The 14650-nt window shown below is 73.2% G+C and carries 14 protein-coding genes and 1 pseudogene; 10 read left to right on the plus strand and 5 right to left on the minus strand.

Translation table 11 applies throughout. The annotated features are described in order from the left end of the window. The first annotated feature begins 77 nt into the window (after window positions 1-77). The 5 genes and pseudogenes from B0675_RS20655 to B0675_RS42580 all read left to right on the plus strand — a co-directional run. Window positions 78-1058 (plus strand): zinc-binding alcohol dehydrogenase, encoded by a 981-nt coding sequence (locus B0675_RS20655; RefSeq protein WP_081220289.1) that lies wholly within the window; start codon window positions 78-80, stop codon window positions 1056-1058. 137 nt (window positions 1059-1195) lie between these two features. Beyond that, complete coding sequence (locus tag B0675_RS20660) at window positions 1196-1594, plus strand: 6-carboxytetrahydropterin synthase (protein WP_081220290.1); 399 nt, start codon at window positions 1196-1198, stop codon at window positions 1592-1594. Between the two features lie 71 nt (window positions 1595-1665). After that, the gene (locus B0675_RS20665; RefSeq protein ID WP_241539968.1) at window positions 1666-2817 is read left to right on the plus strand and encodes a glycosyltransferase family 4 protein; all 1152 of its coding nucleotides are present in this window, start codon (window positions 1666-1668) and stop codon (window positions 2815-2817) included. Next, window positions 2814-3761, plus strand: a complete 948-nt coding sequence (locus B0675_RS20670) for a class I SAM-dependent methyltransferase (RefSeq protein WP_081220292.1) — start codon at window positions 2814-2816, stop codon at window positions 3759-3761. The genes B0675_RS20665 and B0675_RS20670 overlap by 4 nt, the downstream gene beginning before the upstream one ends. Before the next feature lie 266 nt (window positions 3762-4027). After that, window positions 4028-4831, plus strand: a pseudogene (locus tag B0675_RS42580) (lysylphosphatidylglycerol synthase transmembrane domain-containing protein); the annotation flags it as partial. Window positions 4832-4968: 137 nt separating this feature from the next. On the opposite strand, the gene B0675_RS20680 reads toward B0675_RS42580, so the two are convergent. Then, entirely contained in the window at window positions 4969-5730 is a 762-nt protein-coding gene (locus B0675_RS20680) for a creatininase family protein (protein ID WP_107482690.1), read from the minus strand. Window positions 5731-5769: 39 nt separating this feature from the next. Here B0675_RS20680 and ribA point away from each other — a divergent pair, with 39 nt between their 5' ends. The 3 genes from ribA (at window position 5770) to B0675_RS20695 (ending at window position 8844) form a co-directional block, all read left to right on the plus strand. Next, window positions 5770-6477, plus strand: coding sequence for a GTP cyclohydrolase II (gene ribA, locus B0675_RS20685; protein ID WP_081220295.1), 708 nt, complete (start codon window positions 5770-5772; stop codon window positions 6475-6477). Then, entirely contained in the window at window positions 6474-7460 is a 987-nt protein-coding gene (locus tag B0675_RS20690; protein WP_081220296.1) for an ornithine cyclodeaminase family protein, read from the plus strand. Before ribA ends, B0675_RS20690 begins: the two co-directional genes overlap by 4 nt. Before the next feature lie 148 nt (window positions 7461-7608). Beyond that, window positions 7609-8844, plus strand: coding sequence for an MFS transporter (locus tag B0675_RS20695; RefSeq protein ID WP_081220297.1), 1236 nt, complete (start codon window positions 7609-7611; stop codon window positions 8842-8844). A gap of 12 nt (window positions 8845-8856) precedes the next feature. On the opposite strand, the gene B0675_RS20700 is transcribed toward B0675_RS20695, so the two are convergent. The 3 genes from B0675_RS20700 to B0675_RS20710 are packed head-to-tail and all read right to left on the minus strand — an operon-like array spanning window position 8857 to window position 12220. Beyond that, window positions 8857-10083, minus strand: a complete 1227-nt coding sequence (locus tag B0675_RS20700; RefSeq protein ID WP_081220298.1) for a serine hydrolase domain-containing protein — start codon at window positions 10081-10083, stop codon at window positions 8857-8859. A 29-nt stretch (window positions 10084-10112) separates the two neighbouring features. Beyond that, window positions 10113-11636 (minus strand): MFS transporter, encoded by a 1524-nt coding sequence (locus tag B0675_RS20705; RefSeq protein WP_107482820.1) that lies wholly within the window; start codon window positions 11634-11636, stop codon window positions 10113-10115. Window positions 11637-11641: 5 nt separating this feature from the next. Beyond that, window positions 11642-12220 (minus strand): TetR/AcrR family transcriptional regulator, encoded by a 579-nt coding sequence (locus B0675_RS20710; RefSeq protein ID WP_081220299.1) that lies wholly within the window; start codon window positions 12218-12220, stop codon window positions 11642-11644. Between the two features lie 129 nt (window positions 12221-12349). Between B0675_RS20710 and B0675_RS20715 the strand changes: the two genes are divergently transcribed. After that, window positions 12350-12799 (plus strand): PPOX class F420-dependent oxidoreductase, encoded by a 450-nt coding sequence (locus B0675_RS20715; protein WP_081220300.1) that lies wholly within the window; start codon window positions 12350-12352, stop codon window positions 12797-12799. Here the strand turns inward: B0675_RS20715 and B0675_RS20720 are convergent. Beyond that, window positions 12755-13696 (minus strand): NAD(P)-dependent oxidoreductase, encoded by a 942-nt coding sequence (locus B0675_RS20720; RefSeq protein WP_081221913.1) that lies wholly within the window; start codon window positions 13694-13696, stop codon window positions 12755-12757. The two genes, B0675_RS20715 and B0675_RS20720, sit on opposite strands and share 45 nt — an antisense overlap. 148 nt (window positions 13697-13844) lie before the next feature. Here B0675_RS20720 and B0675_RS20725 point away from each other — a divergent pair, with 148 nt between their 5' ends. Then, on the plus strand, window positions 13845-14444 hold the full coding sequence (locus B0675_RS20725) for a TetR/AcrR family transcriptional regulator (RefSeq protein WP_081220301.1): 600 nt from the start codon (window positions 13845-13847) through the stop codon (window positions 14442-14444). Window positions 14445-14650 lie beyond the last annotated feature (206 nt).

Below are 14650 nucleotides of genomic sequence, written 5' to 3' on the forward strand. Positions count from 1 at the left end.
GATCAACGCCGCGTACCGTCCGCGGCTTGTCACTGGTCCGTACGTGAAGATCTGCTGAATCGTTCAGGGGGACGCTCATGGAACGCACGACTCGCGCCTTCTGGCTCGCCGAACCCGGCCACGGAGAGATCCGGCCGGCACTTCTGCCCGCTCCCGGGAACGGAGAGGTCCTGGTGCGCACCCTGTACTCCGGGGTCAGCAGGGGCACGGAGACCCTCGTCTTCCGCGGCGGGGTCCCGGAGAACCAGCACGCCTCGATGCGCGCGCCCTTCCAGGAGGGCGACTTCCCCGCACCCGTGAAGTACGGCTACCTGAACGTCGGCCGGGTCGAGGAAGGACCCGAACCGCTCCTCGGGCGCACCGTCTTCTGCCTCTACCCGCACCAGACGCACTACGTCGTCCCGGCGAGCGCCGTGACCGTCGTGCCCGACTCCGTGCCCGCGTCCCGCGCGATCCTCGCCGGCACGGTCGAGACCGCGGTCAACGCCCTGTGGGACGCCGCCCCGCTGATCGGGGACCGGATCGCCGTCGTGGGCGGCGGCATGGTCGGCTGCTCGGTCGCGGCCCTCCTCGCCCGGTTCCCCGGGGTGCGGGTCCAGCTCGTCGACGCCGACCCCGAACGCGCCGCCGTCGCCCGCGCACTCGGCGTCGGCTTCGCCCTCCCCGAGGACGCCGCCGGCGAGTGCGACCTCGTGGTGCACGCCAGCGCCACCGAGGCCGGCCTCACCCGCTCCCTGGAACTCCTCGCCCGGGAGGGCACCGTCATCGAACTGAGCTGGTACGGCGACCGCCGGGTCGGTCTGCCGCTCGGGGAGGCCTTCCACTCCCGGCGGCTGACCCTGCGCAGCAGCCAGGTCGGTTCCGTTTCCCCCTCCGGCCGGGCCGGACGGACCTACGCCGACCGGCTCGCGCTCGCCCTCGAACTCCTCGCGGAACCGGCCTTCGACGCCCTGATCACCGGAGAGTGCGCCTTCTCCGAACTCCCCGACGTGATGGGAAAACTCGCCTCCGGATCGATCCCGGCGCTGTGTCACCGCGTCGCCTACGACGAGGTTTGAGCCGACCGGAACCGGCCTGACCTCCAGCGACTCCGAAGAAAGGGCGACCGGCGGCTGAACACGGTGCGCCGGGTACCCGTACTAGAAGACGTGATCCCGGCAGAGGATCAGACGTACCGCACCTGGAGGGTCGTCCGTTGTTCAGCATCACCGTCCGCGATCACCTGATGATCGCCCACAGCTTCCGTGGCGAGGTCTTCGGACCCGCGCAGCGCCTGCACGGAGCGACGTTCCTGGTGGACGCCACCTTCCGCCGCCCCGAGCTCGACGACGACAACATCGTCGTCGACATCGGGCTCGCGACGCAGGAACTCGGCGCCGTCGTCAGCGAGTTGAACTACCGCAACCTCGACAGCGAACCGGACTTCAAGGACACCAACACCTCGACCGAGTTCCTCGCCAAGGTCATCGCGGACCGGCTCGCCGCCCGCGTCCACACGGGCGGGCTCGGTGAGGGTGCCCGCGGCCTGACCGGCATCACCGTCACCCTCCACGAGTCGCACATCGCCTGGGCGAGTTACGAGCGTGCCCTGTGACCGACGTGATCCTCGACAAGACGACTCCACGGGCCGGACACGGCACCGTGACGCAGGGCCCCGACGGCGCCCTGAACTACGTGCCCGTGCAGCACACGGCTCTGAAGAACGCCGAGATCATCCCCATGTCCCTGCGCTCCGTGCACTTCGTCATGCCCGGCGGTGTCGACGACCCGGCGGCGCCGAGCGGCGGCAACGCCTACGACCGGCGCCTCTGCCTGGACCTGCCCGGCTTCGGCTGGCAGGTCCACCGGCACGCCGTCCCCGGCGAATGGCCGCAACCCGGCGTCGCGGCCCGCACGGAACTCTCCCGCACCCTCGCCGACCTGCCCGACGGCACGGTCGTCCTCCTCGACGGTCTCGTCGCCTGCGGGGTCCCGGAGATCGTCGTCCCCGAGGCCGACCGGCTGCGCCTGGTCGTCCTGGTGCACCTGCCGCTCGGCGACGAGACCGGGCTCCCGCCCGCCGTCGCCGCCGACCTGGACGCCCGGGAACGCACGACCCTGCGAGCCGTGTCGGCCGTCGTCGCCACCAGCGAATGGGCCGTCCGCCGGCTCGTCGCCCACCACGGCCTCGCCCCCGACCGCGTCCACGTCGCCGCCCCCGGCGCCGACATCGCGCCGCTCGCCTCCGGCACGGACGGTGTCTCCCGGCTGCTGTGCGTCGCCGCGGTCACGCCCCGCAAGGGCCAGCACCGGCTCGTCGAAGCCCTGGCGACCGTCACCGACCTGCCCTGGAGCTGCGTCTGCGTCGGCGGACTCGCCCAGGACCCGGCCTACGTCGCCCACCTGCGGTCCCTCATCGCCCAGTACGGCCTCGGCGACCGTCTCCACCTGGCGGGCCCGCAGGCCGGACCCGAACTCGACGCCAGTTACGCCGCCGCCGACCTCATGGTCCTCACCTCGTACGCCGAGACGTACGGCATGGCCGTCACCGAGGCGCTGGCGCGCGGCATTCCGGTGCTCGCCACCGACGTCGGCGGGCTTCCCGAGGCGGTCGGCCGCGCACCCGACGGCGGGGTGCCCGGCATCCTCGTGCCGCCGGAGGACCCGGGGGCGCTCGCGGCCGAACTGCGCGGCTGGTTCGGCGAGGCCGACGTGCGCCGCCGGCTGAAGGCAGCCGCCCGCGGACGCCGTGCCGCGCTCGACGGCTGGGCGACCACCGCGCGCAGCCTGGCCGGAGTGCTCGGCCGGCTGCCCGACGCACCCCGGAGGGCCGCATGAGTGCCCCGACGACGTCCACGGGAGGGCCGGACTCCGGCACACCCGAGGAGCCCGAGCAGAAGGTGAGGACGGGCGTGCCCGGTCGGCGAGGGACCGAGTCCGACGCCGACGAGGTGCCGCGCTACGCACCCCAATGGCTCCGGCTGCGGGAACCCGCCGACGCCGCCGCCCGCGCGGCCGACCTGCTCGACCCGCTGCGCGTCCGGCTGGCCAACCGGCCGGTGCGCGGCGGCGACCTGGTGATCCACGACCTGGGCTGCGGCACCGGCTCCATGGGCCGCTGGCTGGCCCCCCGGCTCGACGGCGCCCAGCACTGGATCCTGCACGACCGGGACCCCTACCTGCTGCACTTCGCCACCGTGGGGGCGCCCCGCGCGGCGGCCGACGGCAGCCACGTCGGCGTCACCACCCAGCGGGGCGACATCGGCCGGCTGACCGCCGACGCCCTCGCCGGAGCATCCCTGGTGACCGCCTCGGCGCTGCTCGACGTGCTCACCGGCGAGGAGATCGACCGGCTCGCGGCGGCCTGCGCCGGCGCAGGCGTGCCCGCCCTGCTGACCCTGTCCGTCGTCGGCCGCGTCGAACTGTCCCCGGCCGACCCGCTGGACGCCGAGATCGGCGAGGCGTTCAACGCCCACCAGCGGCGCGGCGAGAGGCTCGGCCCCGAGGCCGTCACGGCCGCCTGCGAGGCCTTCGGCCGGTACGGCGCTACGGTGCGCGCGCATCCGAGCCCCTGGCGGCTCGGCCCCGACCGGGCCGAACTGACCGCGGAGTGGCTGCGCGGCTGGGTCGGCGCGGCCGTCGAGCAGCGTCCCGACCTCGCGGAACGCGCCGCGTCCTACCTGAGCGCCCGCCTGGAGGCGTGCGCCGCAGGGGAGTTGAGCGTGCTCGTGCACCACAGCGACGTCCTGGCACTGCCCGGGGGCACCAGGGGTGCGGCGTGAGTGCCGGCCTGGAGACGATGACCGCGACCGGGCCCGCCGTACCGGCACCTCCCGTCCCCGTGGGCGCGGTTGGCCTGAACGGCGAGGCGGCGAACCCGGCCGGCGGTGTCGGCGGTCCGGCCCGCACGACCGTGTCCGACGCCGCCTCCGCGTCGGCGGGCACCGCGGCACCGGTGAGCGCCCCCGGGCCGATTCCCGGCGACGGGCCCGCGGACGAGGCCGCCGATCCCGGCGCCGGACCGCGCGGCCGAGGTGTCGTCCGCCGGATGCGCAAGCACCTCGGCACGGTCGCCGGTGTCCTCATCCTCGGTGTGCTGCTCTGGCGACTGGGTACAGGGGTGTTCCTCGACGGACTGCGACGGATCGACGGGACGACGCTCTTGGCGGCGATCGGGATCGGACTGCTCACCACGGCGTTCAGCGCCTGGCGGTGGTGCCTCGTCGCGCGCGAACTGCGCATCCGGCTCCCCCTCGGCGCGGCCGTCGCGGACTACTACCGCGCGCTGTTCCTGAACGCCGCACTGCCCGGCGGCGTCCTCGGCGACGTGCACCGGGCCGTACGGCACGGACAGAGCGCCGGCGACATCGGCCGGGGCGTCCGCGCGGTGGTCATCGAACGCACCGCCGGACAGGCCGTGTTGATCGCCGTCGGCGCGGTGGTGCTGCTCACCCAGCCCTCTCCGGTGCTCACCCAGTCCCGGGAGTCCGCCTTGCTGCTCGCCGTCGTCTCGGTGTGCGGCGTGGTGACCGTGGGCGCCGTCCGCAAGGGCCGGGCCCCGGCGTCCGCCACCCGGTACGGCTCCGTCCGCGCCGCTCTCACCGAGGCGCGCGGTGCCCTGCTGGCCCGGCGCAGCTGGCCCGGCGTGACACTGTCGTCCGTCCTGGTGCTCGCCGGACACCTCGCGATGTTCGTACTGGCGGCCCGGGCGGCCGGCTCCGACGCGTCCGTCACCCGCCTGCTGCCGCTCGCCCTGCTGGCCCTGCTCGCCATGGGGCTGCCCCTGAACATCGGCGGCTGGGGCCCCCGCGAGGGCGTCACCGCCTGGGCGTTCGGTGCCGCCGGACTCGGTGCCGGCACGGGCCTCACCGTCGCCGTGATCTACGGCGTGCTGAGCTTCGCGGCGAGCCTGCCCGGCGCCGTGGTCCTGGTCGTCCGGTGGGGAGCCGCGCTGCGGCGCCCCCACGAGGAGAACGCGGAAGGGCGTGATCAGTGCAGCGACTCGGACGTCACCAGAGCGAAGTACGCGCCGAAGGCCTCGGCCAGCCCGGCCAGGAGCGCCCTGCCCTTCTCGGCGGACGCCATCGACGGACGGCCGATGACCCCGGACTCGGTATAGGCCGACATGCCGAGCGTGAGCAGATGCCGACGGTCGTCGGCGACGAAATCGGAGGCCTCATAACCGTCTTTGACGCATTCCGGATGGGCATGCAGGAGAATGGACGTCTCGATTTCTCCCGCGTGCATGTCGCTGAGCAACGACGTCTGCACACCCGCCTGTTCGCAGGCGCCCTCCCAGTCCTCCGCGGCGGGGAAAAGCGCCATACGCGTCCCGGTGCCCGCGGATTCCTGCACGACATTCCCCAGCACGTAATTCCCGCCGTGGCCGTTGACCACCACCAGGGTGTCGACGCCCGAGCGCCGCAACGACGCGGCGATGTCACGGACCACCGCGTACAGGGTGACCGCGGAGATGCTCACCGTGCCCGGCCAGGCGGCGTGCTCGTGCGAGCAGGAGATCGTCACCGGGGGAAGGAGCTGCACCGGGTAGGAGGCCGCGATCTCCCGCGCCACGGCGCACGCGACGAGCGTGTCCGTCGTCAACGGCAAATGAGCCCCGTGCTGTTCGAGACTGCCGACGGGAAGAACGGCGACCTGACGGGGGACACCGGCCCCCCGTGCGCGGACATCCTCCGTGGTGTCCAGCGGCAGTACACCCGACACCGTCGAGCGCGTTCCCGAACCACTCATGTTTTCACGGCCCTTTCGACTCTGCTTAGGAACCAGATCATGACAGATAACTTTGGCGTACTCGGCGGGAATGCCCACCTCACAGGTGTCGAACGAGTCGTGATTGCCCCCCTGCCCACCGAATACGGCGATTTCCAGGCCGTCGGCTACCTCGACCACGACCGGGGCGAGGAACAAGTCGTCCTCGTCTACGGCGACTTGGAAGCCGTACGCGAAGGGGACGTGCTCACCCGGCTGCATTCGGAATGCCTGACCGGTGACGCGTTCGGATCGCAGCACTGCGAGTGCGGGCCCCAACTCGCCGCCGCGCTGCGGGCGATCGTCGCCGAGGGCCGCGGAGTCCTCGTCTACCTGCGGGGCCACGAGGGCCGGGGCATCGGCCTGCTCGCCAAGCTGAAGGCGATGAAGCTCCAGTCGGAGGGACTCGACACCGTGGAGGCCAACCTCGCCCTCGGCCTGCCGGTGGACGCCCGCGACTACGGGGTGGCGGCGCAGATGCTGCACGACCTCGGCGTACGGTCCGTGCGGCTGCTGTCCAACAACCCGCGCAAGCGTGAGTCGCTGGTGCGGCACGGCATCAGGGTCGCCGAGCAGGTGCCGCTGCTGATTCCGCCGTGCGAGGACAACCTCACCTACCTGCTCACCAAGCGGGAGCGCCTCGACCACTACCTGCCGCACCTCGACGGCGACGAATGGGCGAAGGCGATCTTTTGCGGGTCGGCGAAAACGGTCATCACTGAGGAATGACACACGACGCCCCCGGACCGCTGTTCCTCTCGCGCGAGCGGGTGACCGCACTGCTGGACACCGACGCGGCGATCGCCTCGCAGCGCGCGGCCTTCACCGCGCTCGGTGACGGCACCGCGGAACTGCCCGGCAAGATCATGCATCCCAGCCGCTTCGACGACAGCGTGGTCTTCGCCTACCTGGCGCGGCTGTCCGCGGACACCGGGGCGGTCGCCAAGATCGGCAGCGTCAACCCGGCCAACGCGGCGGCCGGGCTGCCCACCGTCCACGCGGTGGTCACCGTGCTCGACCCGGACACCGGGCAGGTCGTCGCCGTCCTGGACGGCACGGCGGTGACGACGCTGCGCACCGCCGCGGCCAGTGCCGTCGCCTTCGACGTCCTGGCCCGCCCCGACAGCGCGGAACTGGGCCTCATCGGCTCCGGAACCCAGGCCCTGGCCCACGCACGGGCCGTCGCCCGGGTGCGCGAACTGCGGTCCGTACGCCTGTGGAGCCCGGATCCCGGCCGCCGCACCGGGGCGGCGGCCCGCCTCACCGCCGAACTCTGGGTGCCGGTCGAGGCGGTCGGCTCGGCCGAGGAGGCCGTCGCGGGCCTGCCGATGGTCGCCGCCTGCACCCTCAGCGCCACCCCGGTCGTCCGCGGCGACTGGCTGACCCCCGGCTGCACGGTCGTCAGTGTCGGTTCCTTCGAACCCGGCCGCAGCGAGGTCGACGCGGAGGTGCTCCGCCGGGCCGCGGCGGTCGTCGTCGACGATCCGGCGACGGCGGCCGAACACGCCGGACCGGTGGTGGACGCCCTGCGCGAGGGGCGCCTGACCGTCGGCGACCTGGTCCCGCTCGGCGCCGTCCTCACCGGCCGCCACGCCGGCCGTACCGCCCCCGAGGACATCGTCTTCCACAACAGCACGGGCCTCGGGATCCAGGACGCCGCGGCGGCATGGGCGGTGGTGCGCGCCGCCGCGGCGGCGGAGCCGGAGGCCTGACAGACGGCGCGCCCCACAGGCCGCGCGCCCCGGTCCGCCACCCGCCACCCGCCCTCGCGTCCCTCGGCCGACCTCGTATGATCGCCCGGCACGGGGAGTCGATCGAGGGAGTCGGGCCGTGACCCGGCGCCTTCGGTGAGGGAGGACGATGAGGACCGCGGCGCGCCCGCGGACGACCGGGACGACGCCGCTGCGCAGCGCCGCCTTCCGCCGGTTCGTCCTCGCCAACCTGATCTCGGCGACGGGGACGGCGATGGCGCCGCTCGCCCTCGCCTACGCGGTGATCGGGGAGGGCGGCGGGGCCGGCTCGCTCGGCCTGGTGCTCGCCACGAACACGGTGCCCACCGTCGCCTTCCTGCTCGCCGGCGGGGTCCTCGCGGACCGGATGTCCCGCAGCCGGATCCTGGTGGCGGGCAACGTCGTCGCGGCCGCCGCCCAAGGCGCCCTCGCCGTCGTCGTGCTGAGCGGCGCGGCCTCGACCCCCTCGATCGCCGCCTGCGGATTCCTCTCGGGCGTCGCCATGGCGTTCACCGTGCCCGCCGGACAGGGCGTGGTGAACCAGCTGGTCGCGGCCGAGCACCTGCAGCAGGCCAACGCGCTGGTCAGACTGCCGAGCAACGCGGTACGGGTGCTGGGCCCGGTGGCGGGCGGGCTCGTCGTCGCGCTCTGCGGACCCGGATGGGCACTGGCCTGGGACGCCCTCACGTTCCTGATCGCGGCGCTGCTGCTGCACGGGCTGCGCCTGGAGAAACCCGTGACCGTGCACAGCGCTCTGAGTGATCTGCGCGCGGGCTGGGCCGGATTCCGCTCGCGGACCTGGCTGTGGACGTACACCGTGGCCGGCATGATCGTGGTCGCCGCCTGGCTGGCCGGCTTCCAGATGCTCGGGCCCCTTCTCGCGGCGGAGCTGTACTCCGGCGCCGGCTCCTGGGGACTCGTGCAAGGGGCCTTCGCACTCGGTCTGTTGGCGGGCGCGCTGGTCTGCCTGTGGTGGAAGCCGTACCGGCTGCTCGTCGTCGCCGTGAGCACCGCCTCGCTGCTCTTCCTGCCGTTGACCGCGATGGGGCTCGGACTGCCGCTGCCCGCCGTACTGGTCGCGGCCCTGCTCGCCGGCATCGGCCTGGACGTCGCCATCGTCGCCTGGACGACCGCCTTCCAACTGCACATACCTGAGCAGGAGTTGGGGCGGGCAGGCTCCTTCAACAGCGTCGGCGAGCGCCTCGCGATCCCGCTCGGCTATCTGCTCGCGGCCCTCGCCGCGGGCACCTGGTCCGACCGGGACGTCCTCCTCGTGTGCGCGGGGGTCATCGTGGCGACCACGGTGGTCAACCTGTGCGTACGGGACGTGTACCGCGTCAACCGGGCGGCCCGGCAGCCCGGTTGACGTCGCCCGCGGTCAGCCCTGGAGCGCCTCGTGCACCAGACGCTTGAGCTCGGGGTAGACCGAGTGGGAGGCGGTCGGGCGCAGCTGGCTGAGGAACTGCACCGTGAGGTCGTTGCGCGGGTCGACCCAGAAGGTGGTGGTGGCGACGCCGCTCCAGCCGAACGCGCCCTCGCTGGAGGGCGACCGGGTCAGTTCCGGGTCCACCACGACCGAGACGCCGAGGCCGAAGCCGAGGCCCGCGTTGCCCGGCTCCTGGTGGGAGGGGGTGCCGACGGTGCGGCGGTCGGCGTTGCCCGGAAGGTGGTTGGCCGTCATCATGTCCACGGTCCCGGGGCGCAGCAGCCGGACCCCGTCGAGCTCGCCGCGCCGGCGGAGCATCTCGGCGAAGCGGTGGTAGTCGTGGGCGCTCGCGACCATCCCGCCGCTGCCGGAGAGGAAGCGGGGCCGGCCGCGCAGCGGCAGTCCGGCGACGGGCCGGATGCCGCCCTCCCCGTCCTCCCCGTACAACTCGGCCAGCCGGGGCTCCTGTTCGGGTGATACGTGGAAGCCGGCGTCCGTCATGCCCAGCGGCCGGAAGATCCGCTCGTGGAGGAAGGTGTCGAGGTCCTGGCCGGACACCACCTCGATGACGCGGCCGAGGACGTTCGTGGCGACGGAGTAGTTCCATCGGGTGCCGGGCTCGAACTGCAGGGGCAGCCCCGCGTACACCTCGCAGGTCCGGGCCAGGTCGGCGCCCGGTGCCACGGAGGACTCCACACCGGCGTCCCGGTACAGCGCGTCGACGGGGTGCGCGTGGTAGAAGCCGAAGGTCAGACCGGCGGTGTGGGTGAGCAGGTGCCGGATCAGGATGGGCTGTTCGGCGGCCCGTGTGACCGTCCCGGACCCCGAACCGCTGACGTGGACCCGTGGTTCGGCGAAGGCCGGGAGATGGTCGGACAGCCGGTCGTCGAGCCCGAGACGTCCCTCCTCGACCAGCGTCAGCGCGGCGACGGAGGTCACCGGCTTGGTCATGGAGTACATCCGCCACAGCGTGTCGGTCTCCACCGGGAGTCCGGCCTCGCGGTCACGCCGTCCATAGGTGGTGAGGTGGGCGACCCTCCCGTGCCGGGAGACGCAGACCAGATAGCCGGGCAGGTGGCCGTCGTCGACCATGTGGGTGAAGTGCTGGTCGAGTCGGGCCAGCGCCTTGGTGTCGAGGCCGACCGATCCCGGTTCGACTTCCTGTCGCAGATGTCCCATGGCTCTCCTCCGGGCTGCGCCTGTCTCGTTCATGGTCCCGTACGCGCCGGAGCCGCGTCGTCCGGGCTTCGGCGAGCGGTGCTCACGGTGTTCTTGTGCCCAGGAAGCCGCAGCGCGAGCAGGGTGCCCGCCGTGCAGATCGCCGCCAGCGTGACGAGGGGGAGGCCGACGGAGCCGGGGGTCACGGTCAACAGCGTCGCCGCGGCGGCGATGCCGAGGACGGGGCCGATGTTCATCGCCGTCTGCTGCAGACCGCCCGCCACACCGGCCGATCCCGCGGACGCCTGCCGGACGACGACCGCGGTCGCGGTGACCATCACGGTGGCGAACCCGGTGCCCAGCAGCAGGAAGCCCGCCCCGACGTCGACGGCGGTCGACGCCGTGTCGAGCCGGGACAGGAGCAGGACACCGCAGGTGAGAAGGAGTGTTCCGGACAGTGTGGTCGCGCGGGCGCCGAACCTGCGCAGGAGGACGGCGGCGACGGGGGCACCGAGCACCATCATGACGCCGCCCGGCAGGGCCCGTACGCCGGTCTCCAGCGGATCGAGCCCCAGGGTTCGCTGGAGGAAGGAGCTGGCGGTGAACAGGGTGCCGAACATGGCGGCGGACGCGACGACCAGGATGCCGAGCGCGGCCGCCACGGTCGCCGAGCCGAGTACGTCGATCGGGACCAGTGGGCTCGGGGCACGCCGTTCCCGGCGTACGAACGCGGCACCTGCGAGAGCCGTCACGGTCAGTCCGAACGCGGTCGCCGCCGTCCAGCCGGAGTCCGGGATCCCGACCAGGGTGTGGACCAGCGCGACCAGCGCCACTGTGAGAAGGCCGGCCCCCGGCATGTCGAGGGGGCCGGAAGCGGCCGGACCGCCGGTCTTCGCACCCGCACCCGCACCCGCACCTGTTGTCCCCTCCGCACTCCCACCCGCCTCCGGAACCGAGGTCACCGCCCCGCCCGTCTCCGTGGCGGCGGGCGGCCGGACCGTGAGCGCCAGCACGCCGAGCACCAGCGCGGGAAGGACGTTGAGGGTGAAGACGGCCCGCCATCCGAACTGGCTGACCAGCGCGCCGCCGAGGAGGGGACCGGAGGCCGCGGCGACACCGATGGCGCTGGTCCGCAGCGCGATGGGCATCGCGAGCCGGTCGGCCGGAAACGCGGTGCGCAGCATCCCGAGGGTGGCCGGCTGCAGCAGCGCCCCGAAGACGCCCTGCGCCACCCGGAGGGCGATCACCCAGCCGAGTCCGGGAGCGAGGCCGATCCCCGCCGACGCCACGCCGAAGCCCAGAACGCCCAGGCCGAAGACCCGTTGATGGCCGTGGCGGTCCCCGAGCCGTCCCGCGAACACCAACAGCCCGGCCACCGCGATGAGGTACCCGGTGCTGGTCCACTGGACCCGGGCGAACGAGGCGTGCAGATCGCGCTGGAGCGTGGGCTGCGCGACGGTGAGGACCGTGCCGTCGAGCGCGACGATCACGGCACCGACGACACTGCTCGCCAGGGTGACCCGGCGGTGCGTCGCCGGGGTCGCCGTACGGTGGGCCCCCTTCAGGGAGCGGATCGTGCTCACCGCTCCTCCGGTCCGAGGTGCGCGTCGAGCGCCGCCCGCAGCAGGGGTGCGAACTCGGCTGCTCCGGTGCTGAGTTGGAGACTGCCCCACCCCCACAACTGGGCGATGCCGTGCAGGTTCGCCCACAGGGCGCCCGCGACGGTGGGGGCGTCGGCCTCGGGGCGTACCCGGCCGACGAGGTCGACGAGCACCCCGAACAGCGGAAGGCTCGTCTCCCGGAGTCCCAACCGGTTGCTCTCCAGGAGGTCGTGACGGAACATCAGCTCGTACATGCCGCGCCGGGACAGGGCGAAGTCCAGGTAGACCGTGGCGAGCGCGGTGAGCCGGGACCGCGGGTTCGCCGAGCCGTCGTCCACCGCCGCAGCCCGCGCCTGGAGTTCGCCGAACCCGCGCTGCGCGATGGCGGACAGCAGTTCCAGGTGGGTCGGGAAGTAGCGGCGCGGGGCGCCGTGCGAGACCCCCGCCCTGCGGGCGATCTCCCGCAGGGTCAGCGCCTGCGCGCCCTCCGCCGTCACCAGGTCGACGCCCACGTCGATCAGGCGCGCCCTCAGTCCGCCGGTCTCCGGATCACTCATAGACACTGTCTACCAGAAGTCCGTAGACAGTGTCTACCGGTCATGGCGCACGCGATCGGGGAACGGCCGGACGGGTGATGCGGGTCCATGGGCGGAATGGGACGTCCGGCGCCGGGCGTTGCCACGGACATGACTGCTGAAGAGAAACGGGACGGGGCGCAGGACGAGCTGCTCGAACTGCTCTCCGCGTACAAGGGCGGCGTGCTCGTCACGCTCAAGAAGGACGGCCGGCCCCAGCTGTCCAACGTCAGCCACGTCTACTACCCCGACGAGGGGATCGTCCGTGTCTCCCTCACCGACGACCGGGCCAAGACGCGCAACCTCCGCCGGGACCCCCGGGCCTCGTACCACGTGACCAGCGACGACCGCTGGGCGTACACCGTGGTCGAGGGCACCGCCGAACTGACGCCCGTCGCCGCCGAACCGGACGACGAGACGGTCGAGGAGCTGATCCGCCTCTACCGTGACGTCCTCGGCGAACACTCCGACTGGGACGACTATCGCGCGGCCATGGTCCGCGACCGCCGCCTGGTGCTACGCCTGCACGTCGAGCGGGCCTACGGAATCCCCGCCCGCTGACCGCGCGGCGTCGCCCCGCGCCGGCACCGCTTCCGTGCGGTGCTCGATCGCCCGCAGCACCGCGACCATGTCCAGGTCCCCGTGACCGAGCGCCACGGTCTCCGTGAAGAGGGCGTGACAGGCGTCCAGCAGGGGCGACGCCAGGCCGGTGAGCCGGGCCGCCCGCGCGATCAACTCGTTGTTCTTCAGGACGTCCTGGACGGCGGCCTGCACCCCGAAGTCCCCGGCCAGCAGCTTCGGGGCCTTCATCCGGGAGACGCCGCTGGCCATCGGGCCCGCGTCCAGGACGTCGAGGAACAGGCCCCGGTCCAGGCCCTGTCGGTCCGCGAAGTGGAACGCCTCGGTCAGACCGGTCACCAGGGTGATCAGGAACAGGTTCACCGACAGCTTCATCAGCAGGGCGTTCGGCACCGCCCCGCACGGGAACGTCTCCTGGCACAGGGGTGCGAGCAGGGGGCGTACGGCCTCGACCGTCAGCGGGTCGCCGGCGAGCATCGCCACCAGCCGCCCCGCCTCGGCCGGAACGCGCGAGCCCGAGACCGGGGCCTCGGCGTACCGCCCGCCGGCGGCGCGGATGTCGGCGTCGAGGCCGCGCGAGTACTCCGGTGACGTCGTGCCCATGTGGACCACGGTGCGTCCGGCGACACGGGTCGCGAACCCGCTCGTACCGCGGCCGAGGACCGCGTCGACGGCGTCCTCGTCGGCCAGCACGAGAAGGACCGTGGCCGCCCGCTCGAAGACCTCGGCCGGACCGGCCGCCACCTGTGCCCCCTCGGCACGCAGCGGTTCGGCCCGGGAGGCCGTGCGGTTCCACACGACGAGGGGGACACCCGCACGCACCAGGTTGAGCGCCATCGGCGTGCCCATCACGCCGAGGCCGATGAAACCGACGAACACCAGGAACCGCCTCTCCGGCCGGAGCACGGGCCCGCCCCGCGGGCCCTCGCCTCCACCACCGCCTATGACAGCGGTCATAGTAGACGGCTTCATGACAGCCGTCATAGTGGATAGGGTGCGACAGGTCGGTCGGCACGGGAGGTCGGTGATGGCGCAACCCGAACGCGGGCCGCGCGAGCGCATGGTGTTCAGCGCGGCGCAGCTCGTCCGCCGCGACGGGGTGACCGCGACGGGGATGCGGGACGTGGCCGAGCACGCGGGGGCACCCCGGGGCTCGCTCCAGCACTACTTCCCCGGCGGCAAGGAGCAGTTGGTCAACGAGGCCGTGGACTGGGCCGGCCGCTACGCGGGCAACCGGGTCGCCCGCTTCCTCGCCGCGCTGCCGGAGCCGACGCCCGCCGGGCTGTTCGCGGCGATGGTGGGGCAGTGGACCGAGGAACTCCGGGCGACGGGCTTCGTCTCGGGCTGTCCGGTCGCGGCGGCCACCGTCGACTGCGCCGAGTCCGCCGACGCGACCAGGGCCGCCGCTGCCGCCGCCTTCGCCCGCTGGACCCGTCCGGTCGCCGAGGCCCTCGCCGGGATGGGCGTCCCCGGCGAACGCGCCGAACCGCTCGCCACCGTGATGATCAGCGCGCTGGAGGGCGCGCTGCTCATCGCCCGGGCCGAACGCGACGTACGCGCCCTGACCGCCGTGACCCGCGAACTGGGGCCCCTGCTCGACGCGGCACGCGGGGGAGCGGCCCCCTGACGCCCGGTCACCGGACCTCCCCGGGGGCAGGCGGGATCGGTGGTGTGCGGCCCCGCTGTTCCCGCCCGCGACGGGCACTCCGCGCACACCGGCCGCCCCTGAACCCGGCCGGGGTGCGCGGAGCCCCTCTCAAGGGTGCCGCAGACCAGTGCGTCGCGGGTGCCCTGATCGTCGGTCAATACCTGATGCTGCCTCAAGTGCCCCGC

The sequence above is a fragment of the Streptomyces sp. M41(2017) genome (assembly GCF_002078175.1).
Taxonomy (GTDB): domain Bacteria; phylum Actinomycetota; class Actinomycetes; order Streptomycetales; family Streptomycetaceae; genus Streptomyces.

Excerpts from the sequence above, each read along its gene's own strand:
- B0675_RS20700 (WP_081220298.1), bottom strand. The coding sequence starts at position 10,083 with ATGGGACATCTGCGACAGGAAGTCGAACCGGGATCGGTCGGCCTCGAC.
- B0675_RS20690 (WP_081220296.1), top strand. The coding sequence starts at position 6,474 with ATGACACACGACGCCCCCGGACCGCTGTTCCTCTCGCGCGAGCGGGTG.
- B0675_RS20670 (WP_081220292.1), top strand. The coding sequence starts at position 2,814 with ATGAGTGCCCCGACGACGTCCACGGGAGGGCCGGACTCCGGCACACCC.
- ribA (WP_081220295.1), top strand. The coding sequence starts at position 5,770 with ATGACAGATAACTTTGGCGTACTCGGCGGGAATGCCCACCTCACAGGT.
- B0675_RS20725 (WP_081220301.1), top strand. The coding sequence starts at position 13,845 with ATGGCGCAACCCGAACGCGGGCCGCGCGAGCGCATGGTGTTCAGCGCG.
- B0675_RS20695 (WP_081220297.1), top strand. The coding sequence starts at position 7,609 with ATGAGGACCGCGGCGCGCCCGCGGACGACCGGGACGACGCCGCTGCGC.
- B0675_RS20710 (WP_081220299.1), bottom strand. The coding sequence starts at position 12,220 with ATGAGTGATCCGGAGACCGGCGGACTGAGGGCGCGCCTGATCGACGTG.
- B0675_RS20715 (WP_081220300.1), top strand. The coding sequence starts at position 12,350 with ATGACTGCTGAAGAGAAACGGGACGGGGCGCAGGACGAGCTGCTCGAA.
- B0675_RS20680 (WP_107482690.1), bottom strand. The coding sequence starts at position 5,730 with ATGAGTGGTTCGGGAACGCGCTCGACGGTGTCGGGTGTACTGCCGCTG.
- B0675_RS20655 (WP_081220289.1), top strand. The coding sequence starts at position 78 with ATGGAACGCACGACTCGCGCCTTCTGGCTCGCCGAACCCGGCCACGGA.